Raw genomic sequence first — 23,166 nt, 5'->3', positions numbered from 1 at the left:
GCACCGGTGAGCGACGGCTCGAAGCCCCGCGCGCGGACGCGGGACGGGTTCACGAACCCGCTGCGCAGCGCGCAGGACCGCCGGCTGCCGAGGATCGCCGGGCCCTCCGGCCTGGTGATCTTCGGCGTCACCGGCGACCTGTCACGCAAGAAGCTGATGCCCGCCGTGTACGACCTGTCGAACCGGGGGCTGCTGCCGCCGGGGTTCTCCCTGGTGGGCTTCGCCCGCCGCGACTGGGAGGACGAGGACTTCGCGCAGGTCGTGCACGACTCGGTGCAGCGGTACTCGCGCACGCCGTTCCGTGAGGAGGTGTGGCGGCAGCTGGCCGAGGGGATGCGCTTCGTCTCCGGCGACTTCGACGACGACGAGGCGTTCGGGCAGCTGCGGGACACCATCGAGGAGCTGGACAAGGAGCACGGCACGGGCGGTAACTTCGCGTTCTACCTGTCGGTGCCGCCGAAGTTCTTCCCCACGGTGGTGCGGCAGCTGAAGCGGCACGGCCTGTCCGACCCGGCCGCGGGGTCGTGGCGGCGCGCGGTGATCGAGAAGCCGTTCGGCCGCGACCTGGAGTCGGCGCAGGAGCTGAACCAGATCGTGCACGAGGTGTTCCCGCCCGCCGAGGTCTTCCGCATCGACCACTACCTCGGCAAGGAGACCGTCCAGAACATCCTGGCGCTCCGCTTCGCCAACACGATGTTCGAGCCGATCTGGAACCGCGGTTATGTGGACCATGTGCAGATCACGATGGCCGAGGACATCGGCATCGGCGGCCGCGCGGGCTACTACGACGGCATCGGCTCGGCCCGGGACGTCATCCAGAACCACCTCCTCCAGCTCCTCGCCCTCACCGCGATGGAGGAGCCCGCGTCCTTCGACGCGGACGCGCTGGTCAGGGAGAAGCTGAAGGTCCTCTCGGCCGTCCAGCTGCCCGCCGACCTGGCGCGGCACACCGTGCGCGGCCAGTACACGGCCGGGTGGCAGGGCGGCGAGAAGGTGCCCGGCTACCTGGAGGAGGAGGGCATCGACCCGCAGTCGGTGACCGACACCTACGCGGCGGTGAAGCTGGAGATCGACAACCGGCGCTGGGCCGGGGTGCCGTTCTACCTGCGCACGGGCAAACGGCTGGGGCGGCGCGTCACCGAGATCGCCGTCGTCTTCCAGCGGGCGCCGTACTCGCCGTTCGACGCGACGGAGACGCAGGAGCTGGGGCACAACGCGCTGGTGATCCGCGTCCAGCCGGACGAGGGCGTCACCGTGCGCTTCGGCTCGAAGGTGCCCGGCACCCAGATGGAGATCCGGGACGTCACGATGGACTTCGCCTACGGCGAGTCCTTCACCGAGTCCAGCCCGGAGGCGTACGAGCGCCTGCTCCTCGACGTCCTCCTCGGCGACGCCAACCTCTTCCCCCGCCACCAGGAGGTCGAGCGTTCCTGGGAGATCCTCGACCCGGTCGAGGAGTTCTGGGCCAGGCACGGGCGGCCCGCGCCGTACCCGGCCGGTTCGTGGGGCCCGGCGGAGGCCGACGAGATGCTCGCACGAGACGGACGGAGCTGGCGCCGCCCATGAACATCGACCTCACGGACACGACGTCCGCCCGCATCAACACCGCGCTCGTCGAGGGCCGCCGCACCGTGGGCGCGGCGGTCGGGATGGTGCTGACCCTCGTCATCGTCACGGACGAGGGCAACCACTACGACGCCCTGAAGGCGGCCAGCGAGGCGTCGAAGGAGCACCCGTCGCGCATCCTGGTCGTCATCAAGCGGCCGGGCCGCTCCCCGCGGGAACGCGCCGGGGCGCGTCTCGACGCGGAGGTCCGGGTCGGCGGCGAGGCGGGCAACGGCGAGACCGTCCTGCTGCGGCTGCACGGCGAACTGTCGGCGCACGCCTACAGCGTCGTCCTGCCGCTGCTCCTGCCGGACGCGCCCGTCGTCGTCTGGTGGCCGGACGAGGCGCCCGCGCACCCGGCGGACGACCTGCTCGGCACGCTGGCGCAGCGCCGGATCACCGACGCGGCGGCGACGGAGGACCCGGTGGCGGCCCTGGTGTCCCGGGCGGAGGTGTACGCGCCTGGCGACACCGACCTGGCGTGGACGCGCGTCACGCCGTGGCGCAGCGTCCTCGCGGCGGCGCTCGACCAGAAGCACACGAAGGTCACGGCGGCCGAGGTCGAGGGCGAGGAGTACAACCCGAGCACGGAGCTGCTGGCCCTGTGGCTGGCCGAACGGCTCCACGTGCCGGTGGGCCGGGTCGTCTCCGACGGCCCCGGCATCACGGCGGTGCGCCTCACGACGGCGGACGGCGTGATCTGCCTGGACCGGCCGGACGGCGCGCTGGCCACCCTCGCCGTACCGGGCCAGCCGGACCGGCATGTGGCGCTGCACCGGCGTTCCACGGCGGAGCTGATCGCGGAGGAGCTGCGGCGGCTCGATCCGGACGAGGCGTACGCGGGCACGGTGCGGCACGGCCTGGGCCGGCTGAACACCCCGCCGGGCACCTCGGCCGCCGAGGCGGCCGGGCCTCCGGCGGGCGCGGCGGAGTCGGTGGACGCCGCGCCGGGGGACGGCGCGCACGGTACCGCCGTGGCCAGGCCCGCCGCCAAGGCCCCGGCCAGGACACCGCGCAAGGCGCCCGCGAAGGCGCCGGGCAGGGCAGCGGGCAAGGCGGCGCAGAAGAAGGCGCCGCGGTCCCGGTCCGCGGGCGGGAAGAACGGGGAGCCGCCGGCATGACCGTGGCACGTGAGCTGGTCGTCCACCGCGACAAGGACCTCATGGCCCAGGCGGTGGCGGCCCGGCTGATCACCAGGATCGTGGACGCCCAGACCGCGCGGGGCTCCGCGTCCGTCGTCCTCACCGGCGGCCGGAACGGCAACGGGGTGCTGGCCGCCGTCGCCGCCTCGCCCGCCAGGGACGCCGTGGACTGGGGCAGTCTCGACCTGTGGTGGGGCGACGAGCGCTTCGTCCCGCAGGACGACCCGGACCGCAACCACGGGCAGGCGCGCGCCGCGCTGCTCGACGCCGTGCCGCTCGACCCGGACCGCGTGCACCCGATGCCCGCCTCGGACGGGCCGTGGGGCGCGGACGCCGAGGCGGCGGCGGAGGCGTACGCGGCGGAGCTCGCCGCCGCGCCCGGCCCGTTCGACGTGCTGCTGCTCGGCGTCGGCCCTGACACGCACGTCGCCTCGCTGTTCCCGGGGCTGCCGGGCGTGCGGGAGACGGAGCGCACGGTCGTCGCCGTGCACGACGCGCCCAAACCGCCGCCGACACGTGTCTCGCTGACCCTGCCCACCATCCGCACGGCGCACGAGGTGTGGCTGCTGGCGGCGGGCGAGGACAAGGCGGACGCGGTGGCGACGGCGTTCTCGGAGCCGGGGGAGCTGCGTGCCCCGGCGGCGGGGGCGTTCGGCCTGTCGCGGACGCTGTGGCTGGTGGACGTACCGGCGGCGGCGGGGCTGCGCCCCGGAGGCTGACGGCCGCCCCCGGCTTCCGCACCGCACGGTGACGGGGGGGCCGGGGGCGTTCCCGTGTCAGCGGCCGCGCAGCTTCCGGTAGGCGGCGACGAGGGCGGTGGTGGACGGGTCGAGCCCGGGGATCTCGGCGCCCTCGGTGAGCGCGGGCTCCACGCGCTTGGCGAGGACCTTGCCCAGCTCCACGCCCCACTGGTCGAACGAGTCGATGTCCCACACCGCGCCCTGCACGAACACCTTGTGCTCGTACAGCGCGATCAGCTGCCCGAGCACCGAGGGGCTCAGCTCGGCGGCCAGGATGGTGGTGGTCGGCCGGTTGCCGGGGAACGTGCGGTGCGGCACCTGCGCGTCGGGAACGCCCTCGGCGCGCACCTCCTCGGCGGTCTTGCCGAAGGCGAGGGCCTGGCCCTGGGCGAAGAGGTTCGCCATCAGCAGGTCGTGCTGCGCGGCGAGCGCGGGGGACAGCTCGCCGACCGGCCGGGCGAAGCCGATCAGGTCGGCGGGGATGACCTTGGTGCCCTGGTGCAGCAGCTGGTAGTACGCGTGCTGCCCGTTCGTCCCCGGTGTCCCCCACACCACGGGCCCGGTCTGCCAGTCCACCGGTTCACCCCCACGGGTGACGGACTTGCCGTTCGACTCCATGTCGAGCTGCTGGAGGTACGCCGTGAACCGCGACAGGTAATGGCTGTACGGCAGCACCGCGTGCGACTGCGCCCCGAAGAACGCCCCGTACCAGACACCCAGCAGGCCGAGCAGCACGGGCGCGTTGGCCTCGAAGGGAGCCGTGCGGAAGTGCTCGTCGATGGTGTGGAAACCGTCGAGCATCTCCCGGAAGCGGTCGGGACCGATCGCGATCATCAGCGACAGACCGATCGCCGAGTCGTAGGAGTACCGCCCGCCGACCCAGTCCCAGAACTCGAACATGGTGGCGGTGTCGATCCCGAACCGCGCGACCTCGTCCGCGTTGGTCGAGACGGCGACGAAGTGCCGCGCCACGGCCTCCTGCCCCGCGCCGAGGCCGTCGAGCAGCCACTGCCTGGCCGACGTGGCGTTGGTGATCGTCTCGATCGTCGTGAACGTCTTCGACGAGACGACGAACAGCGTCTCCGCCGGGTCCAGGCCGCGCAGCGCCTCGTGCAGGTCGGCGCCGTCCACGTTCGACACGAAGCGGTGCGTCAGCGCGCGGTCGGTGTACGGGCGCAGCACCTCGTACGCCATGGCCGGGCCGAGGTCGGAGCCGCCGATGCCGATGTTGACCACGGCCCTGATGCGGCGGCCCGTGTGGCCGGTCCACTCCCCCGACCGGACGCGGCGCGAGAAATCAGCCATCCGGTCCAGCACCTCGTGGACGCGCGGGACGACGTTCTCCCCGTCCACCTCCACCACCGCGTCACGCGGCGCGCGCAGCGCCGTGTGCAGCACCGCCCGCCCCTCCGTGACGTTGATCCTCTCGCCACGGAACATCGCGTCCCGCAGGGCGGCGACGCCGGTGGCCCCGGCGAGCGCGACGAGCAGCCGCAGCGTCTCGTCGGTGACGAGCTGCTTCGAGTAGTCGATGTACAGGTCCCCGGCCTGGACCGCGAACCGCCCGGCGCGGCCCGGGTCGGCGTCGAACTCCGCCCGCAGCCCCACCTCGCCCAGCGCGTCCCGGTGTCCGGCGAGCGCACGCCACTCCGCCGTCTGATCGAGCCTCATGATCCGCCTTTTGTTCTCGCACGCAGGAAACTCCCGCCGCACGCTAGCCGATCACCGGTCGGGACCCGTACACCGGCTCCCCGGCCCGCGCCCCGGAAGCGCGGAGGACCCGGGCACCGGCCACACGGGCCGGCACCCGGGTCCTCCGGGACGGACGTCTCTAGTGCTGTGACCGGAAAGGTTCACCGACTCACGGCGCCCGGCACGGCACTAGATCTCGCCCCGCAGCTTCGCCAGCGCCTCGGCGAGGATCGCCTCGCCGTCGGCGTCGCTGCGGCGCTCGCGGACGTACGCCAGATGCGTCTTGTAGGGCTCGGTACGCGGCGGCGCCGGGGGCGCGTCGCGTTCGGTTCCCGCCGGGAAGCCGCAGCGCGGACAGTCCCAGGTATCCGGGATCTGTGCGTCGCTGGCGAAGCTGGGCTGTGTCTCGTGCCCGTTCGCGCACCAGAAGGAGACCCTCAGCCGGGGCGCGGACTCGCCGCGCTCGGCCTCACCCATGGGCCCCGCCCCGACCCGGCTGCCCCGGATCGCGTTGCCACCTGCCACGGTCGTCACTCCCTGCCTGCCATCCTGCGAAGTCCTCAGTCTATGCAAGGCTCAACGCACGTCCAGTGCTGGGAGTTACTGACTTGGAGGCCCGGCGGCCGCCGGGCGCCGGAGGCGGAAGCACCACCTCCGGGCCGGGACCTAGGACCGCATCAGCAGACCGAGCACCACGATGATCCCCGCCCAGGCGAGGCCGACGACCACGGTGATCCGGTCGAGGTTCCGCTCGGCGACGGACGAGCCGCCGACCGAGGACTGCATGCCTCCGCCGAACATGTCGGAGAGGCCGCCGCCCTTCCCCTTGTGCATCAGCACGAGGAGGGCCAACAGGAAGCTGAAGACGATCAGCGCGATCTGGAACGCCGTTTCCACGACTGAACCAACTCTCTCACCAACGGACGGACATTCGATCGGGCTGCCGGGGTGACCGGCACCACGGGGCCGGAGGGCGCGGACGTACCCGCTCCCCCCGGTCCCGGACAGCGTACAGGGGCCCTACTGGTCGCGGAACCGGACGATCTTGACGAACTCGTCCGCGTCCAGCGCGGCCCCGCCGACCAGCGCGCCGTCCACATCGGGCTTGGCCATGATCGCCGCGACGTTCGCCGCCTTGACCGAGCCGCCGTACTGGATGCGCACCCCGTCCGCCAGCGGGCGGCCGTACAGCTCGGCGAGCCGCGCGCGGATCGCGCCGCACACCTCCTGCGCGTCGTCCGGCGTGGCGACCTCGCCGGTGCCGATGGCCCAGACCGGCTCGTAGGCGATCACGACGGACGCGGCCTGCTCGGCCGGGACGTCCTTCAGACCGCCGTCGAGCTGGGCCAGCGTGTGCGCGACGTGCGTGCCCGCCTTGCGGACCTCCAGCGGCTCGCCGACGCACAGGATCGGGGTGATCCCGTGCCGGTAGGCCGCCTTCACCTTGGCGTTGCAGACGGCCTCGTCCTCGCCGTGGTACTGGCGGCGCTCGGAGTGGCCGACGACGGCGTAGGCGCAGTTCAGCTTCGCCAGCATGACGCCCGAGACCTCGCCTGTGTAGGCCCCGGAGTCGTACGCGGAGATGTCCTGCGCGCCGTACCTGATCTGCAGCTTGTCGCCGTCCACCAGCGTCTGCACGGACCGCAGGTCGGTGAAGGGCGGCAGGACGGCGACCTCGACGGCGTCGAAGTCCTTGTCGGACAGGCCGAAGGCGAGCTTCTGGACATGGGCGATGGCCTCAAGGTGGTTGAGGTTCATCTTCCAGTTGCCCGCCATGAGCGGGGTGCGTCCCTCGGTCACGCTGTGCCTTCTCTCGTCGCTCCGCTGCGCGGCCGTACGCCGCGTACCAGCCCGTTCACTCGCTGTCCCCGCCGCCCTGGAGGGCGGCCAGGCCGGGCAGCTCCTTGCCCTCCAGGTACTCCAGGCTCGCGCCGCCGCCGGTCGAGATGTGGCCGAACGCCGACTCGTCGAAGCCCAGGATGCGCACCGCCGCCGCCGAGTCGCCGCCGCCGACGACCGTGAAGGCCGGGCTGTCGAGCAGCGCCTGGGCGACCGCCCTGGTGCCCTCGGCGAAGTCGGGGTGCTCGAAGACGCCCATCGGGCCGTTCCAGAACACGGTGGCCGCGTCGGCGAGCTTCGCGGCGTACAGCTTCCTGGTCTCCGGGCCGATGTCGAGGCCCTGGACGCCGGGGGTCAGCGCGTCGGCGGCGACGACCTGCGGGTCGGCGGGCGCCTTGGTCTTGAGGTCGGGGAACGCCTTCGCCGCGACGACGTCCACCGGCAGCACGAACTCGACGCCGCGCTCCGCCGCCTCCCGCAGGTAGCCCTGGACCGCGGGGATCTGGTCCGCCTGGAGCAGCGAGTCCCCGACCTCGTGGCCCTGGGCCGCGAGGAAGGTGTACACCATGCCGCCGCCGATGAGGATGCGGTCGGCGCGCTGGAGGAGGTGGCCGATCACGCCGAGCTTGTCGGACACCTTGGCGCCGCCGAGGACGACGGCGTACGGGCGCGCCACGTCGTCGGTGAGCTTGCGCAGGACGCCGACCTCGGTGGCGATCAGCCCGCCGGCCGCGTGCGGCAGCCGGGCCGGGAGGTCGTACACGGAGGCGTGCCTGCGGTGGACGGCGCCGAAGCCGTCGCCCACGTAGAGGTCGGCGAGGGCCGCGAGGCTGTCGGCGAACGCGCCGCGCTCGGCGTCGTCCTTGCTGGTCTCGCCCGCGTTGAAGCGGAGGTTCTCCAGCAGGGCGACCTCGCCGTCGGCCAGCCCGCCGACGGTGGCGCGCGCGCTCTCGCCCACCGTGTCGGAGGCGAACGCGACGGGCCTGCCGAGGAGTTCGCCGAGCCGCTGGGCCACGGGGGCGAGGGAGTACTGCGGGTCGGGCGCGCCCTTGGGGCGGCCGAGGTGCGAGGCGACGATCACCCGCGCGCCCGCGTCGGCGAGCGCGGAGATGGTCGGCACGGCGGCCCGGATGCGGCCGTCGTCGGTGATGGTCCCGTCCGACAGGGGGACGTTGAGGTCGGCGCGGACGAAGACCCGGCGGCCCGCGACCTGGAGGTCATCGATCGTCTTCATGGTTTCGTTGACTCCTGAAGTGGCGCAAGGCCCGCAGCGTGTGCTGCGAGCCCTGCTTGAGGGGACCGGTCAGAGCCGTTCGCCGACGTAGACGGTCAGGTCGGCGAGGCGGTTGGAGTAGCCCCACTCGTTGTCGTACCAGCCGACGATCTTCACCTGCTTGCCCTGCGCCATGGTGAGCGAGGAGTCGAAGGTGCAGGACGCGGGCCAGTTGACGATGTCCGAGGAGACGAGCGCGTCCTCGGTGTACTCCAGGATGCCCTTCAGCTGGCTGTCGGCCGCCGACTTGAACGCGGCGTTGACCTCGTCCTTGGTGACCTCGCGGTCCAGTTCGACCACCAGGTCGGTGACGGAGCCGGTGGGGACCGGGACGCGCAGCGCGATGCCGTCGAGCTTGCCCTTGAGCTGGGGCAGGACCAGGGCGGTGGCCTTGGCGGCACCGGTCGTGGTCGGGATGATGTTGATCGCGGCGGCGCGGGCGCGGCGCAGGTCCTTGTGCGGGAAGTCCAGGATGCGCTGGTCGTTCGTGTACGCGTGGACGGTCGTCATCAGACCCTTGACGATGCCGAAGCTCTCGTCGAGGACCTTGGCCATCGGCGCGACGCAGTTCGTGGTGCACGAGGCGTTGGAGATGACGTCGTGCTTGGCCGGGTCGTACTGGTCCTGGTTGACGCCCACGACGATCGTGATGTCCTCGTCCTTGGCGGGCGCGGAGATCAGGACCTTCTTGGCGCCCGCGGCGAGGTGCTTCGCGGCGTCGGCGCGCTTGGTGAAGATGCCGGTGGACTCGATGACGATGTCGGCGCCGACCTCGCCCCAGGGGAGGGCCGCGGGGTCGCGCTCGGCGAAGGTGCGGAACGTGTTGCCGCCGACCGTGATCGTGTCGTCGGTGTGGCTGACCTCTTCCTTGAGGCGGCCGAGGATGCTGTCGTACTTCAGCAGGTGGACCAGGGTGTCGTTGTCGGTCAGGTCGTTGACACCGACGATCTGGACATCCGCCCCCTGTTCAAGGAGCGCGCGGAAGTAGTTGCGACCGATACGGCCAAAGCCGTTGATTCCTACGCGGATCGTCACGAACCGATCTCCTCGTTGGTACGCCGGCGGGACTGCTGCCGACGATGCTGTATGGGATGTCCCCGACCACGGACGACCCTACCGCGCCCCGCTCCGCGGAGTGACACCGGCCAGCCGTGTCCGGGCCCGGAAACCCGGGGCGGGACGGCCGTCCCGGTGGGGGGCCGGGGGGGGTACGGCGCGACGCCCGCGCGGGGGCGCGGGCATCCCGTGCGGACGGCCGGTCAGCCGACCATCTCCTCCGTGAGGTTCGACTCGGTGCCCGGGACGCCGAGGTCCTGCGCCCGCTTGTCGGCCATGGCCAGGAGGCGGCGGATACGGCCCGCGACCGCGTCCTTGGTGAGCGGCGGCTCGGCGAGGGCGCCAAGCTCCTCCAGGGACGCCTGCTTGTGCTCCATGCGCAGCCGTCCGGCGGCGGCGAGGTGGTCGGGGACCTCGTCGCCGAGGATCTCCAGGGCGCGCTGCACACGGGCGCCCGCCGCGACGGCGGCGCGGGCCGAACGGCGCAGGTTCGCGTCGTCGAAGTTGGCCAGCCGGTTGGCGGTGGCGCGCACTTCGCGGCGCATGCGGCGCTCCTCCCAGGCGAGCACCGACTCGTGGGCGCCGAGGCGGGTCAGCAGCGCGCCGATGGCGTCACCGTCACGGACGACCACGCGGTCCACGCTGCGGACCTCGCGCGCCTTGGCGGCGATCTGGAGCCGGCGCGCGGCGCCGACCAGCGCGAGCGCGGCCTCGGGCCCGGGGCAGGTGACCTCAAGTGAGGACGAGCGGCCCGGCTCGGTCAGCGACCCGTGCGCCAGGAACGCGCCGCGCCAGGCGGCCTCGGCGTCGCAGGTCGCCCCGGAGACGACCTGTGGCGGCAGCCCCCTGATCGGACGGCCGCGGCCGTCCACCAGACCCGTCTGGCGGGCCAGCTGGTCGCCGCCCGCGACGACCCGCACCACGTAGCGGCTGCCGCGCCGCAGTCCGCCGGGCGCCATGACCACCAGGTCGGAGGAGTGGCCGAAGATCTCCAGGATGTCCCGGCGCAGCCGCCGTGCGGCGATCCCGGTGTCCAGTTCCGCCTCGATCACGATCCGCCCGCTGACCAGGTGCAGGCCGCCCGCGAAACGCAGGATCGACGACACCTCCGACTTGCGGCAGCAGGTGCGGGTGACGGGAAGGCGGGAGATCTCGTCCTTCACCGCAGCCGTCATCGCCATGGGCCGATCCTTCCATGCATCCGAAAAATACGGTCGTACGCGGCGGCCAGCAGCTCCGGATCGTGCCGGGGCGTCCCGTCGGGCGCGGCCACAGGTGCCAGCTGCACCCCGGCTCCCAGCCGTTCGGCCGCCTCGCGCAGACTCTCCTGGTCCGGCACGGCTGCCTGGTCGGCCAGCACCACGTCAAAGGCGAGTTTAGGGGCGTGTTGTACCAAAACCTCCACATGACGCTGCGGGGAGAAGCCATCAGTTTCGCCGGGCTGCGGTGCGAGGTTGAGTGAGAGGACCCGGCGGGCCTTGGTGCGGGTGAGGGCGTCGAGCAGTTCGGGGACGAGCAGGTGCGGGATGACGGAGGAGAACCAGGAGCCGGGGCCGAGCACCACCCAGTCGGCGTCGAGGACGGCCGCCACCGCCTCGGGGACGGCGGGCGGGTCGGCCGGGACGAGGTCGACCTGCCGGACCTCGCCGGGGGTCAGCGCGACGGTGGCCTGGCCGCGGACGCGGCTCAGCTCGTCAGGTCTGCGCGGGTCGTGGCCCCTGACCAGCGCCTCCAGCTCCAGGGGCACGGCGGACATCGGCAGGACACGGCCGTGCGCGCCGAGGAGCTTGCCGACCAGGTCGAGGGCACGTACGTGGTCGCCGAGCTGCTCCCACAGCGCGACGATCAGCAGGTTGCCGACGGCGTGGTCGTGCAGCGCCCCCTCGCTCTTGAAGCGGTGCTGCACGACCTCCGACCAGGTCCTGCCCCAGTCGTCGTCGCCGCACAGGGCGGCCAGCGCCTTGCGCAGGTCGCCGGGCGGCAGGACGCCCAGTTCGTCGCGCAGTCTGCCGCTGGAGCCGCCGTCGTCGGCGACGGTGACCACGGCGGTCAGGTCGCCGGTGATGCGGCGCAGCGCGGTGAGCGACGCGGACAGGCCCATGCCGCCGCCGAGCGCGACGACCTTGGGCTGGGCGCCCCGGCCGCGGCCGAGCCGTGGCCGGCCGCCGTGCCGGCCGCGCTCGCGGCTCCTCGCTGTCCGGGCCTGCCGGACGCCCTTGCGTGGCATTCCTATTCGCGCCCCATGTCCCGGTGGACGACGACGGTCTCGACGCCCTCGGCGGCGAGCCTGCGGGCCAGCCGCTCGGAGACGGCGACGCTGCGGTGCTTGCCGCCCGTGCAGCCCACGGCGATCGTCACATAGCGCTTCCCCTCGCGGCGGTAGCCGGTCGCGATGAGGCTCAGCAGCTCCGCGTAACGGTCGAGGAACTCCTTGGCCCCCGGCTGGTTGAACACGTAGCCGGCGACCTCCTCGCTGGTGCCGGTGAACGGGCGCAGCTCCGGGACCCAGTGGGGGTTGGGCAGGAAGCGGCAGTCCACGACGTGGTCGGCGTCCACGGGCAGGCCGTACTTGTAGCCGAAGGACATGACGGTCGCCCGCAGTTCCGGCTCGTCCCCGCCGGCGAACTGGGCGTCCATCTTGGCGCGCAGCTCGTGCACGTTGAGCGCCGAGGTGTCGATCACGAGGTCGGCGTCGCCGCGCAGCTCGCGCAGGAGGTCGCGTTCGGCGGCGATGCCGTCCACGATGCGGCCGTCGCCCTGGAGCGGGTGCGGGCGGCGGACGGACTCGAAGCGCTGGACCAGCGCGTTGTCGGACGCCTCCAGGTAGACGATCCTGCGGGTGACGCCCTTGGCCTCCAGGTCGGTGAGCGACTCGCGGAGGCTGTCGAAGAAGCTGCGGCCCCTGACGTCGACGACGACGGCGATGCGGGCGACGTTGCCCTGCGAGCGCGCCCCGAGGTCCACCATGGTGGGGATGAGGGCGGGCGGCAGGTTGTCCACCACGAACCAGCCGAGGTCCTCCAGGCACTTGGCGGCGGTGCTGCGGCCCGCGCCCGACATGCCGGAGATGATCACGAGTTCGGGTGTGGTGACGAGTTCCTCGGTGAGCCCGGCCGCGGGCGCGCCGCCCGGCTGCTCCGGCGGGGCGGCGGTCTGTTCCCTGTCTCTGCTGCGTTCGTCCATGGTGCGGTTCCCCCGCCTGTCTTCAGCGTGTGTGTGCGTCGGGTGGGTACGGTCGGCCTGCCGGTTCAGTCCTCGATGATCTCTCCGGTGGCGGTGTTGACCGCGGGAGCGGCCGGCGCGCCCTCGGCGAGGGCGGCGGCGACCGTCTCGGCGGTCTTGGGGCCTATGCCGGGCACCTCGGCGATCTCCTCGGGTGTGGCGGTGCGCAGCCGCTTGACCGAGCCGAAGTGCTTGAGCAGGGCCTTCTTGCGGGTCTCCCCGAGCCCTGGGACGGCGTCGAGGGGACTCCTGCGGATCGATTGTGACCGCTTTCCGCGCTGGTAGCGGATCGCGAAGCGGTGGGCCTCATCACGTACGCGCTGGAGCATGTAGAGGCCCTCGCTGGTGCGGGGCAGGATCAGGGGGTCCTCCTCGCCCGGCAGCCAGACCTCCTCCAGGCGCTTGGCGAGGCCGCAGACGGCGACGTCGTCGATGCCCAGCTCGTCCATCGCCCGGCGTGCCGCCGCGACCTGGGGCTGTCCGCCGTCGACCACGACGAGCTGGGGCGGGTAGGCGAAGCGGCGGGGGCGGCCCTCGTCGTCGCGGAGGGAGCCGCCGTCCGTGACCTCCCCGTCGGGCATGTCCTCGGCCGGGGTCGTGCCGTCCGGCTCCTCGACGGCCCACTCGCCGGTGCGTTCGCGCTCCCTGAGGTAGCGGCGGAAGCGGCGGGAGATCACCTCGTGCATCGAGCGGACGTCGTCCTGGCCGGTGAAGCCCTTGATCTGGAAGCGGCGGTACTCGCTCCTGCGGGCGAGGCCGTCCTCGAAGACGACCATGGAGGCGACGACGTCGTCGCCCTGGAAGTGCGAGATGTCGAAGCACTCGATGCGCAGCGGCGCGGAGTCGAGGCCGAGCGCGTCGGCGATCTCCTCCAGGGCGCGGGAGCGCGTGGTGAGGTCGGAGGCGCGCTTGGTCTTGTGGAGGACGAGGGCCTGCTGCGCGTTGCGCTCGACGGTGGTCATCAGGTCGCGCTTGTCGCCGCGCTGCGGGACGCGGAGGCTGACGCGGGAGCCGCGCCGCTGCGCCAGCCAGTCGGCGACCGGCTCGGCGGGCTCGGGCAGCGCGGGGACGAGGACCTCGCGCGGCACGCCCTCGCCGCGCTCCTCGCCGTACAGCTGCTGGAGGGCGCTCTCGACCAGCTCGGGCGTGGAGATCTGCTCGACCTTGTCGGTGACCCAGCCGCGCTGGCCGCGCACCCGGCCGTCGCGGACGTGGAAGATCTGGACGGCGGCCTCCAGCTCGTCCTCGGCGAGGGCGAACAGGTCGGCGTCGGTGGCGTCGGCGAGGACGACGGCGTTCTTCTCCATCGCGCGGCGCAGGGCCTCGATGTCGTCGCGCAGGCGCCCGGCGCGCTCGTACTCCAGGTCCTCGGCGGCCTCGTGCATCCGCTCTTCGAGGCGGCGCAGGTAGGCGCCGGTGCGCCCGGCCATGAAGTCGCAGAACTCCTCGGCCAGCTCGCGGTGGTCCTCGGGGGTGATCCGGCCCGTGCAGGGGGCCGAGCACTTGTCGATGTAGCCGAGCAGGCAGGGGCGGCCCATGGCGCTCGCCCGCTTGAACACCCCGGCCGAGCAGGTGCGGATGGGGAAGACGCGCAGGAGGAGGTCCACGGTCTCGCGGATGGCCCAGGCGTGGCCGTACGGGCCGAAGTAGCGCACGCCCTTGCGCTTGGGGCCGCGCATGACCTGGGCGCGGGGGAACTCCTCGTTCAGCGTGACGGCGAGCGACGGGTAGCTCTTGTCGTCGCGGTACTTGACGTTGAACCGGGGGTCGTACTCCTTGATCCAGGAGTACTCCAGCTGGAGCGCCTCGACCTCGGTGGAGACGACGGTCCACTCCACCGAGGACGCGGTGGTGACCATGGTCGCGGTCCTGGGATGCAGGTGGGTGATGTCCTGGAAGTAGGACGAGAGCCGCTGGCGCAGGCTCTTGGCCTTCCCGACGTAGATGACCCGGCGGTGCTCGTCGCGGAAGCGGTAGACGCCCGGCGAGTCGGGGATCTCGCCCGGCTTCGGGCGGTAGCTGGAGGGGTCGGCCATGGCGGCAACCCTACTGCCCGGGACTGACAGTGAGTAACTTCACCGCGTCACCAGCCGCGTTCGCGCCACTCCCCGAGGTGGGGCCGCTCCGCGCCGAGGGTGGTGTCGGCGCCGTGGCCGGGGTAGACCCAGGTCTCGTCCGGCAGCGCGGCGAAGAGCCGGGTCTCGACGTCGTGGAGGAGCCGGGTGAACGCGGCGGGGTCGCCGTGGGTGTTGCCGACGCCGCCGGGGAAGAGGGAGTCGCCGGTGAACAGGTGCGGGTGGCCTTCGGGGTCGTCGTAGACGAGGGCGACGGAACCGGGCGTGTGGCCGGTGAGGTGGCGGACGGTGAGGCGGCAGGCGCCGACGCGGATCTCGTCGCCGTCGTCCAGCGGGACGTCGGTGGGGACCGGGATGCCCTCCGCGTCGAGGCGTCCGGCGTACGTGCGGGCACCGGTGGCGCGGACGACGTCGGCGAGCGCCTGCCGGTGGTCGGCGTGACGGTGTGTGGTCACCACGGCGTCGAGGCCGGTGTCGCCGATCAGCTCGGTGAGGGTGCCGGGCTCGGCCGCCGCGTCCACGAGGAGCTGGGCGCCGGTGGCGCGGCAGCGCAGGAGGTACGCGTTGTTGTCCATGGGGCCGACCGCTGCCTTGGAGATGATCAGGTGGGTCAGCTCGTGGACGTCGGCGGGCCCGCCGACGGTGACGTTTCCGGTGTAGGGCATGACGGTCAGTCTCCCAGTGCGGGGGGCCGCGAGCGGGTCACAGCGGCGGCAGTGCGGGCAGGGCGGCGCCGGTGGCCCTGTCGACGGCGAGGTCGCCGCCGTCCGTGCGTCCGCTGAGCCAGCCGACGAGGGCTGCGGGCGTGCCGGAGACGGTGAGCGCGGTGGCCGGTGCGGCGGTCCCGGCGGGGGCGGGGGTGCCGGTGACCCACTGGCGGCCGTCGTCGGCGCGCAGGTCGAGCGGGGGGACGGCGGGGTGGCCGCGGTAGCGGTCGGCGAGGTAGCCGGGGGCGCGGCGGAGGAACGCCTGGTCCAGCTGCGCGACGGTACGGCCGATGTCGAGGTCCACGTGGTGCAGCTCGACCTCGATCCAGCGGCGCAGGGGGACGGCGCCGGCCGGCCCCGTGACGCCGTTGCGGAAGGCCACGACGGTGTCCCACTGCGCGTCGGTGAGGCGGCCCGCCGCCTCGGCGAACCGGTCGGAGGCGGTGCGCAGGTCGTCCAGGTGTACGGCGGGGGGCCGGTCGGCGTCGCGCTCGATGTCGGCGTTCCGGGCGTCCTCGCCGGGGTACATGGGCCGTCCGGCCAGCACGTTGACGAGGGCGTCGGCGTTGCGGGCCAGGTGGGCGAGCAGGTGGCCGCGTGTCCAGCCCGGCAGGCGGGAGGGGGCGGCGATGTCGTCCGCGCCGAGGGCGGCGGCGTCCGCGAGGAGGCGGTCGGTCGCCGTGGCGAGCGCGGTCAGGTCGGCGTGGGGGTCGGGCCGGTGTCCTGTCACGGTCGCCACCCTAGCCAGCGCGGGGCGGCGGCGCAGCACCGCCGCGAGATCACCGGATCGAGTGATCCCTGGCACAGCTGGACGAGCCCCCGCGGCCCTCGGTGGAGCCCGTGCGTGCGCCGCAAGCCGGGCCCGTCGGGGCGAATCCGGCGGCGACGCCGCTCGATCGGGTGAAGAAGGCGCGAAACTTCCGGTAATCGAACGCACGTGCTATAGGGTGGCCTATCTCCCCGCCCCCGGGCGACCGGCGCCGATCACCGGACACCCGTCCTACTCTGGGGAGGGGCACCCGCACCGCGCGGGTTGCCCGCGTTTCCGACGAAAGGTGCCATCCGGCCGTGGCCGACCGACTCATCGTTCGTGGCGCTCGCGAGCACAACCTGCGCAACGTCTCGCTCGACCTGCCCCGCGACTCGCTCATCGTCTTCACGGGGCTGTCGGGCTCGGGCAAGTCCTCGCTCGCGTTCGACACGATCTTCGCCGAGGGCCAGCGGCGTTACGTCGAGTCGCTGTCCGCGTACGCCCGGCAGTTCCTCGGGCAGATGGACAAGCCGGACGTGGACTTCATCGAGGGCCTGTCCCCCGCCGTGTCCATCGACCAGAAGTCCACCTCGCGCAACCCGCGCTCCACCGTCGGCACCATCACCGAGGTGTACGACTACCTGCGCCTGCTCTTCGCCCGCATCGGCAAGCCGCACTGCCCCGAGTGCGGCCGCCCGATCGCCCGGCAGTCCCCGCAGGCCGTCGTGGACAAGGTGCTCGCGCTGGAGGAGGGCAGCCGCTTCCAGGTGCTCTCGCCGCTCGTGCGCGAGCGCAAGGGCGAGTTCGCCGACCTCTTCGCGGACCTCCAGACCAAGGGCTACAGCCGCGCCCGCGTGGACGGCGTGACCGTCCAGCTCACCGACCCGCCGAAGCTGAAGAAGCAGGAGAAGCACACCGTCGAGGTGGTCGTGGACCGCCTCACCGTGAAGGAGAGCGCCAAGCGGCGCCTCACCGACTCGGTGGAGACGGCGCTCGGCCTGTCCGGCGGCATGGTGATCCTCGACTTCGTGGACCTCCCCGAGGACGACCCGCAGCGCGAGCGTATGTTCTCCGAGCACCTGTACTGCCCGTACGACGACCTGTCCTTCGAGGAGCTGGAGCCGCGCTCCTTCTCGTTCAACTCGCCGTTCGGCGCCTGCCCCGAGTGCACGGGCATCGGCACGCGGATGGAGGTGGACCCCGAGCTGATCGTCCCCGACCCCGACAGGACGCTGGAGGACGGCGCCATCCACCCGTGGTCGCACGGCCACACCCGCGGCTACTTCAACCTCCTCATCGGCGCCCTCGGCGAGGCCCTCAGCTTCCGCACCGACATGCCGTGGAACGGGCTGCCGCAGCGGGCGCGCAAGGCACTGCTGCACGGGCACAAGGCCCGCCTCGAAGTGCGGTACGAGAACCGGCACGGCCAGGAGCGCGCGTACACCACCGCGTTCGAGGGCGTCATCCCCTTCGTCAAGCGGCGGCACGCGGAGGCCGAGTCCGACTCCAGCCGGGAGCGCTTCGAGGGGTACATGCGCGAGGCGCCCTGCCCGGCCTGCAACGGGACGCGGCTGAAGCCGCTGATCCTCGCGGTGACGGTGCAGGGCCGCTCGATCGCCGAGGTCGCGGGCATGTCGATCAGCGAGTGCGCGGAGTTCCTCGGCGCGATGACGTTGTCGGCGCGCGAGAAGGCGATCGCCGAGCGCGTCCTCAAGGAGGTCAACGAGCGGCTGCGCTTCCTGGTGGACGTCGGTCTCGACTACCTCTCGCTCGACCGCGCCGCGGGCACCCTGTCCGGCGGCGAGGCGCAGCGCATCCGGCTCGCGACGCAGATCGGCTCGGGCCTCGTGGGCGTGCTGTACGTGCTGGACGAGCCGTCGATCGGCCTGCACCAGCGGGACAACCACCGCCTCATCGAGACCCTCGTGCGGCTGCGCGACCTCGGCAACACGCTGATCGTCGTCGAGCACGACGAGGACACCATCAGGACGTCCGACTGGGTCGTGGACATCGGCCCCGGCGCCGGTGAGCACGGCGGCGAGGTCGTCCACAGCGGCCCGCTGGCGGAGCTGCTGGCCAACGACGCCTCGCTCACCGGGCAGTACCTCGCCGGGAAGCGCACCATCCCGACCCCGGAGGTCAGGCGCCCGGTGGACCCGAAGCGGCAGCTGACGGTGCGCGGCGCCCGCGAGCACAACCTGAAGGACATCGACGTGGACTTCCCGCTCGGTGTGCTGACGGCGGTGACCGGCGTCTCGGGCTCGGGCAAGTCCACGCTGGTCAACGACATCCTCTACACGCACCTGGCGCGCGAGCTGAACGGCGCGAAGGCCGTCCCGGGGCGGCACACCCGCGTCGACGGGGACGAGGGCCTCGACAAGGTCGTGCACGTCGACCAGTCGCCCATCGGCCGCACGCCCCGCTCCAACCCGGCGACGTACACCGGCGTCTTCGACCACGTGCGGCGCCTGTTCGCGGAGACGGCCGAGGCCAAGGTCCGCGGCTACCAGCCGGGCCGCTTCTCGTTCAACGTGAAGGGCGGCCGCTGCGAGAACTGCTCGGGCGACGGCACGATCAAGATTGAGATGAACTTCCTGCCCGACGTGTACGTGCCGTGCGAGGTCTGCCACGGCGCCCGGTACAACCGGGAGACGCTGGAGGTCCACTACAAGGGCAAGTCCATCGCCGAGGTCCTTGACCTGCCCATCGAGGAGGCGCTGGACTTCTTCGAGGCCGTCCCCGCCATCGCGCGGCACCTGCGCACGCTGACCGACGTCGGTCTCGGGTACGTCCGCCTCGGGCAGCCCGCGCCGACCCTGTCGGGCGGCGAGGCGCAGCGCGTGAAGCTGGCGTCCGAGCTTCAGCGGCGGTCCACCGGCAACACGGTCTATGTCCTGGACGAGCCGACCACCGGCCTGCACTTCGAGGACATCAGGAAACTGATCGGGGTGCTGTCCGACCTGGTCGACAAGGGCAACACGGTGATCGTCATCGAGCACAACCTCGATGTCATCAAGACCGCCGACTGGGTCGTGGACATGGGTCCAGAGGGCGGCCACGGCGGTGGCGTCGTGATCGCCGAGGGCACGCCCGAGGACGTGGCGGCCGAGCCGTCGAGCCACACCGGCAAGTTCCTGCGGGACGTGCTGGGTGACGCGGTGTCGGACGCGCCGGCCCGCGCCCCGCGGGGGACGCGCGCCGCCCGCAGCGCCAAGAAGAAGGCGGCGGTCGCCGGGCGCGGCTGACCGTCCGTCACTCCCCCCGGGCCCGGCCGGTGACCGGCGGCCCGGGGGACACGCGTTGTTCCCCCGGGCTTCGGCAAGGCCCTCTGGCGTCGGGGGCGCCCGCTTGGAACGCTGTGCCGCTGGGCGCGCTGTCCGCGCGCCCTGTGGTCGCGTTCGAGGGAGCTGCCGGTGAGGGCACGCGCGGTACGCAGAAGGTCGGGACGCAGGTGGTCGGGAGCGCGGGCGCTGGTCGCGGCGGGGGCCGCGGCGCTCCTCACCTCCGGACTCGCCCCACCGGGGGCCGCCGGCACGCCGGCGGCCCCCGTCCCCGCGCACACCGCCCTCCCGGCGGGGATCGCCGACCGCGACGGGATGGACCTCGTCCGCACCGAGCAGCCGGTCGCACCCGGCGCGGAGCTGACGTCGTTCCGCCGCCTGGAGTCCGACAAGTGGCTGAGCGGCCACGCGCTCACCGTCGATCTGACGAGCGACCTGCGCGTCGACTACCTCTCCCCCGGCCCGGTGGCCGCGACGGCGCCCGTCGGCGACCTGGCCGCGGCGCACGACCCGGGCGCGGGCCGCACGACGGTGGCCGCCGTCAACGGCGACTTCTTCGACATCAACGCCACCGGCGCGCCGCTGGGCGCGGGCGTCGCGGACGGCGCGCTCGTCCAGTCGCCCTCCGGTACGGCGACGCAGGCGGTGGGGATCGGCCCCGGTGGCGCGGGCCGGGTGCTCGACCTGTACTTCGACGGGACACTGACCCTGCCGGACGGCGGGACGCTCCCCCTCGACGGGTACAACGCGGCGGACGTCCCGGCGGGCGGCATCGGCCTCTACACGGCGCAGTGGGGTGCGGCGGACCGCGCGCTCCCGGTGGCGGGCGCCGGGCGCGTCACCGAGGTGACGGTGACGGACGGCGGCGAGGTGACCTCGGTGACCGGCGCGCCCGGCGGGGAGCCGGTGCCGGAGGACGCGTACGTGCTGCTCGGGCGCGAGGCGGGCGCCGCGGCCCTGGCGGGGCTCGCGCCCGGGGACACGCTGGCCACCGAGTACGCGCCGCGCACCGGCGACGGCGGGCCGCTGCCCCGTACGGCCGTCGGCGGACGCGGCGTCCTCGTGGCCGAGGGGGAGCCGCTGGACTGGGAGGGGCTGCCGAACAACGCGACGGCGCCCCGTACGGCGGTCGGCTTCTCGCGGGACGGCCAGGAGATGTACCTGCTGTCCGTCGACGGCCGCCAGGCCCACTCGGGCGGCACCACGCTCACCGAACTCGCCGTCATGATGGCCGATCTGGGCGCCTGGAGCGCGCTCAACCTGGACGGCGGCGGGTCCGCCACCCTGCTGGCCCGCGCCCCGGGCGACGCGGCGCCGCACCTCGTGAACAGCCCGTCGGACGGCGAGCAGCGCCCGGTGCCCAACGGCCTGGCGCTCACCGCGCCGCTGGGCAGCGGCCGGATCACCGGCTTCCGGGTGACCACGGCGGCCGACCCGGCGGCGGCGCCCACGGCCGGCCCCGTCCCCGGCGGGCACCCGGACCGCGTTTTCCCGGGGCTGACGCGGCGGCTCACCGCGACCGGGCACGACGAGACGTACGGTCCCGCCGCGGGAACGCCCGGCCGGTGGCGGTCGGAGCGCCCCGGCGTGGGCCGGGTGGACGGCGCGGGCGTCTTCACGGCCCGCTCCCCCGGCACCACGGCGGTGACGGCGGAACGGGGCCGGGCACGCGGCTCGTTCGACCTGACGGTCCTCGGCGAGCTGGCGCGGATCACGCCGACGACGACCCGCGTGGGGCTCGCCGGCCCCGGCGCCGAGGGCCGGTTCGGCGTGCTCGGGTACGACGCGGCGGGCACGTCGGCGCCCATCGAGCCGGACGACGTCCGCCTGGCCTACGACCGGGAGCGTTTCACCGTCGCGCCCGACGTGGGGAGCGGCGGCTTCACCGTGCGCGCCGCGCCCGGCACCACGTCGGGCTCGGGGACGGTGACCGTCACCGTGGGCGGGGCGACGGCGGTGCTCGGCGTGACCGTGGGGCTGACGGAGACGGTGCTCGCCGGCTTCGACGACCCCGGCGAGGCGGGCGCCTGGCGGTTCAGCCACGCGCGGGCGGGCGGGGCGCTCGCCCCGGAACCGGCGGGGCGGACGGGCGGCGGGCTGCGGATGACGTACGACTTCGGGCTGAGCACCGCGACCCGTGCCGCGTACGCGTCGCCGCCGTCCGGCATCCCCGTGCCGGGGCAGCCGCAGAGCTTCGCCCTGTGGATCGAGGGCGACGGGCGGGGGGCGTGGCCGTCGCTGCACCTCGTGGACGCGCAGGGGACCGACCAGGTGCTGCGGGGTGAGCATGTGACGTGGGACGGCTGGCGCGAGGTGGAGTTCGCCGTGCCGGAGGGGGTGGCGTACCCGGTGTCGGTGCGCCGCTTCTACCTGGCGGAGACGCGGGCCGGGGAGCAGTACACCGGCTCGGTCGTCCTGGACGGCCTGCGGGCGCGGACCCCGCCGGACGTGGCGCTGCCGGAGGGCGGCCCGGTGGCGGACCCGGTGATCGGCACGGCGGCGGGGGCGGCGGGCCGTGACTGGCGGTTCGCCGTGGTGTCGGACGCGCAGTTCGTGGCGCGGGACCCGGACGGCCCGATCGTCGCGACGGCGCGGCGGACGCTGCGGGAGGCGCTGGCGGCCGGCCCGGACTTCGTGGTCGTCAACGGGGACTGGGTGGACGAGGGCTCGCCCGCGGACCTGGCGTTCGGGCGGCGGGTGATCGAGGAGGAGCTGGGCGATGCCGTGCCGTGGTACTACGTGCCGGGCAACCACGAGGTGATGGGCGGCAGTATCGATCAGTTCGAGGCGGAGTTCGGTCCAAGCCAGCTCACATTCGATCACCGGGGGACGCGGTTCCTCACGCTGGACACGTCGTCACTGACGCTGCGGGGCGCGGGCTACGCGCAGTTCCAGCGGCTGCGCGCCGAACTGGACGCGGCGGCGGACGACCCGGCGGTGGGCTCGGTGGTCGTCCTCTCGCACGTGCCGCCGCGCGACACCACGGCGCAGCCCGCGAGCCAGCTGACGGACCGCCTGGAGGCGGCGCTGCTGGAGGAGTGGCTGGCGGACTTCCGCCGGGAGACGGGCAAGGGTGTGGCGTTCTTCGGCGCCCATGTCGGGGTCTTCGACGCGTACCACCTGGACGGGGTGCCGTACGTCATCGGTGGCGACGCGGGGAAGCGACCGGCCGCCGCGCCGGGCGACGGGGGCTTCACCGGCTGGGCGCTGGTCGGGGTGGACGGCGTGTCGCGGGCGGAGCGGGCGCAGGCCCGCAGGACGCCGGGGGCGCGGCTGCCCGACTGGCTGTCCGTCCGGACGATGCCGCACGTGGACGGTCTCGGCCTCGACGCCCCGGGCCTCCTCGCGGTGGGTGCCACGGAACGGGCCGCCGCGACGGTGGAGCAGCGGGACGCGAGCGGGGTGCGGGCGGTGCCGGTGGCGTTCCCGGTCAGCGCGGACTGGGCCGGGTCGCGCGGGCTGCATCTGGGTCCGGCGCGGACGGCGGGGCGGCATGACGTGGCGGCGTTCGACCCGGCGACCGGCGAGCTGACGGGGCTGCGGCCGGGGCGGGTGACCCTCGCCGTGACGGTCGCCGGGGCGCGGCAGGAGGCGGTGGTCACCGTCCGCCGCTGACCGCCGGGTCAGCGGCGGAGTCAGAGGTGGGCCTCGATGTCCGGCAGGAGGTCCTTGAAGGTGGACCCGTCCGCCGGGGCTCCGATGGCGGTCATCCGCCAGCCGGAGTCCCGGCGCGCCACCCTGGCCCTGACCTGACCGGTGTGCGCGACGCCGCCCACGAAGGTG

17 protein-coding genes are annotated in these 23,166 nt (G+C 73.4%); 5 read left to right on the top strand and 12 right to left on the bottom strand.

The genetic code is table 11. The features are described from left to right. Positions 1-6: 6 nt before the first annotated feature. The 3 genes from zwf to pgl are packed head-to-tail and all read left to right on the top strand — an operon-like array spanning position 7 to position 3,466. Positions 7-1,566 (top strand): glucose-6-phosphate dehydrogenase, encoded by a 1,560-nt coding sequence (zwf, locus tag ACL02R_RS12885; RefSeq protein ID WP_412797008.1) that lies wholly within the window; start codon positions 7-9, stop codon positions 1,564-1,566. Beyond that, positions 1,563-2,726: a glucose-6-phosphate dehydrogenase assembly protein OpcA gene (opcA, locus tag ACL02R_RS12880; RefSeq protein WP_412797007.1), complete on the top strand. Its 1,164-nt coding sequence runs from the start codon at positions 1,563-1,565 to the stop codon at positions 2,724-2,726. Before zwf ends, opcA begins: the two co-directional genes overlap by 4 nt. Beyond that, the gene (pgl, locus tag ACL02R_RS12875) at positions 2,723-3,466 is read left to right on the top strand and encodes a 6-phosphogluconolactonase (protein ID WP_412797006.1); all 744 of its coding nucleotides are present in this window, start codon (positions 2,723-2,725) and stop codon (positions 3,464-3,466) included. Before opcA ends, pgl begins: the two co-directional genes overlap by 4 nt. A gap of 57 nt (positions 3,467-3,523) precedes the next feature. On the opposite strand, the gene pgi is transcribed toward pgl, so the two are convergent. From pgi to ACL02R_RS12815, 12 genes are all read right to left on the bottom strand, one after another. Beyond that, positions 3,524-5,158, bottom strand: coding sequence for a glucose-6-phosphate isomerase (gene pgi, locus ACL02R_RS12870; protein ID WP_412797005.1), 1,635 nt, complete (start codon positions 5,156-5,158; stop codon positions 3,524-3,526). Between the two features lie 210 nt (positions 5,159-5,368). Continuing rightward, positions 5,369-5,704 (bottom strand): RNA polymerase-binding protein RbpA, encoded by a 336-nt coding sequence (locus tag ACL02R_RS12865; protein WP_079032138.1) that lies wholly within the window; start codon positions 5,702-5,704, stop codon positions 5,369-5,371. A gap of 141 nt (positions 5,705-5,845) precedes the next feature. After that, positions 5,846-6,076 (bottom strand): preprotein translocase subunit SecG, encoded by a 231-nt coding sequence (gene secG, locus ACL02R_RS12860; RefSeq protein WP_362967666.1) that lies wholly within the window; start codon positions 6,074-6,076, stop codon positions 5,846-5,848. Between the two features lie 123 nt (positions 6,077-6,199). Further along, positions 6,200-6,955, bottom strand: coding sequence for a triose-phosphate isomerase (gene tpiA / locus ACL02R_RS12855; protein ID WP_412797140.1), 756 nt, complete (start codon positions 6,953-6,955; stop codon positions 6,200-6,202). Positions 6,956-7,034: 79 nt separating this feature from the next. After that, a complete protein-coding gene (locus ACL02R_RS12850; RefSeq protein ID WP_412797004.1) occupies positions 7,035-8,252 on the bottom strand; it encodes a phosphoglycerate kinase in 1,218 nt (405 codons plus the stop codon). Between the two features lie 69 nt (positions 8,253-8,321). Then, a complete protein-coding gene (gene gap / locus ACL02R_RS12845; protein ID WP_412797003.1) occupies positions 8,322-9,326 on the bottom strand; it encodes a type I glyceraldehyde-3-phosphate dehydrogenase in 1,005 nt (334 codons plus the stop codon). 224 nt (positions 9,327-9,550) lie between these two features. Next, entirely contained in the window at positions 9,551-10,528 is a 978-nt protein-coding gene (gene whiA / locus ACL02R_RS12840) for a DNA-binding protein WhiA (RefSeq protein WP_362967663.1), read from the bottom strand. Further along, on the bottom strand, positions 10,519-11,574 hold the full coding sequence (locus ACL02R_RS12835; RefSeq protein ID WP_362967662.1) for a gluconeogenesis factor YvcK family protein: 1,056 nt from the start codon (positions 11,572-11,574) through the stop codon (positions 10,519-10,521). The genes whiA and ACL02R_RS12835 overlap by 10 nt, the downstream gene beginning before the upstream one ends. Before the next feature lie 2 nt (positions 11,575-11,576). Next, positions 11,577-12,530 carry an RNase adapter RapZ gene (gene rapZ, locus ACL02R_RS12830; RefSeq protein ID WP_362967661.1) on the bottom strand — a complete coding sequence of 318 codons (954 nt, stop codon included), beginning with the start codon at positions 12,528-12,530 and terminating at the stop codon, positions 11,577-11,579. 65 nt (positions 12,531-12,595) lie between these two features. Then, positions 12,596-14,605, bottom strand: coding sequence for an excinuclease ABC subunit UvrC (gene uvrC / locus ACL02R_RS12825; protein ID WP_412797002.1), 2,010 nt, complete (start codon positions 14,603-14,605; stop codon positions 12,596-12,598). Between the two features lie 47 nt (positions 14,606-14,652). Further along, positions 14,653-15,309 (bottom strand): MBL fold metallo-hydrolase, encoded by a 657-nt coding sequence (locus ACL02R_RS12820; RefSeq protein ID WP_412797001.1) that lies wholly within the window; start codon positions 15,307-15,309, stop codon positions 14,653-14,655. A 37-nt stretch (positions 15,310-15,346) separates the two neighbouring features. Beyond that, positions 15,347-16,081 (bottom strand): maleylpyruvate isomerase family mycothiol-dependent enzyme, encoded by a 735-nt coding sequence (locus tag ACL02R_RS12815; protein ID WP_412797000.1) that lies wholly within the window; start codon positions 16,079-16,081, stop codon positions 15,347-15,349. 338 nt (positions 16,082-16,419) lie between these two features. On the opposite strand from ACL02R_RS12815, the gene uvrA reads away from it, so the two are divergent. After that, positions 16,420-19,347: an excinuclease ABC subunit UvrA gene (gene uvrA / locus ACL02R_RS12810; RefSeq protein ID WP_412796999.1), complete on the top strand. Its 2,928-nt coding sequence runs from the start codon at positions 16,420-16,422 to the stop codon at positions 19,345-19,347. 351 nt (positions 19,348-19,698) lie between these two features. Further along, the gene (locus tag ACL02R_RS12805; protein WP_412797139.1) at positions 19,699-22,998 is read left to right on the top strand and encodes a phosphodiester glycosidase family protein; all 3,300 of its coding nucleotides are present in this window, start codon (positions 19,699-19,701) and stop codon (positions 22,996-22,998) included. Positions 22,999-23,166: the final 168 nt, after the last annotated feature.

Source organism: Streptomyces sp. MS19 (assembly GCF_047200595.1).
GTDB lineage: Bacteria > Actinomycetota > Actinomycetes > Streptomycetales > Streptomycetaceae > Streptomyces.
Note: the sequence above shows the minus strand (reverse complement) of the source record. Positions and strands in the feature narration are given on the sequence as shown.

Bases quoted from the DNA above. Each gene is read 5' to 3' on its own strand.
- opcA (WP_412797007.1), top strand. From the start codon at position 1,563: ATGAACATCGACCTCACGGACACGACGTCCGCCCGCATCAACACCGCG.
- pgl (WP_412797006.1), top strand. From the start codon at position 2,723: ATGACCGTGGCACGTGAGCTGGTCGTCCACCGCGACAAGGACCTCATG.
- pgi (WP_412797005.1), bottom strand. From the start codon at position 5,158: ATGAGGCTCGATCAGACGGCGGAGTGGCGTGCGCTCGCCGGACACCGG.
- tpiA (WP_412797140.1), bottom strand. From the start codon at position 6,955: ATGGCGGGCAACTGGAAGATGAACCTCAACCACCTTGAGGCCATCGCC.
- ACL02R_RS12850 (WP_412797004.1), bottom strand. From the start codon at position 8,252: ATGAAGACGATCGATGACCTCCAGGTCGCGGGCCGCCGGGTCTTCGTC.
- whiA (WP_362967663.1), bottom strand. From the start codon at position 10,528: ATGGCGATGACGGCTGCGGTGAAGGACGAGATCTCCCGCCTTCCCGTC.
- ACL02R_RS12835 (WP_362967662.1), bottom strand. From the start codon at position 11,574: ATGCCACGCAAGGGCGTCCGGCAGGCCCGGACAGCGAGGAGCCGCGAG.
- rapZ (WP_362967661.1), bottom strand. From the start codon at position 12,530: ATGGACGAACGCAGCAGAGACAGGGAACAGACCGCCGCCCCGCCGGAG.
- uvrC (WP_412797002.1), bottom strand. From the start codon at position 14,605: ATGGCCGACCCCTCCAGCTACCGCCCGAAGCCGGGCGAGATCCCCGAC.
- ACL02R_RS12820 (WP_412797001.1), bottom strand. From the start codon at position 15,309: ATGCCCTACACCGGAAACGTCACCGTCGGCGGGCCCGCCGACGTCCAC.
- ACL02R_RS12805 (WP_412797139.1), top strand. From the start codon at position 19,699: ATGGACCTCGTCCGCACCGAGCAGCCGGTCGCACCCGGCGCGGAGCTG.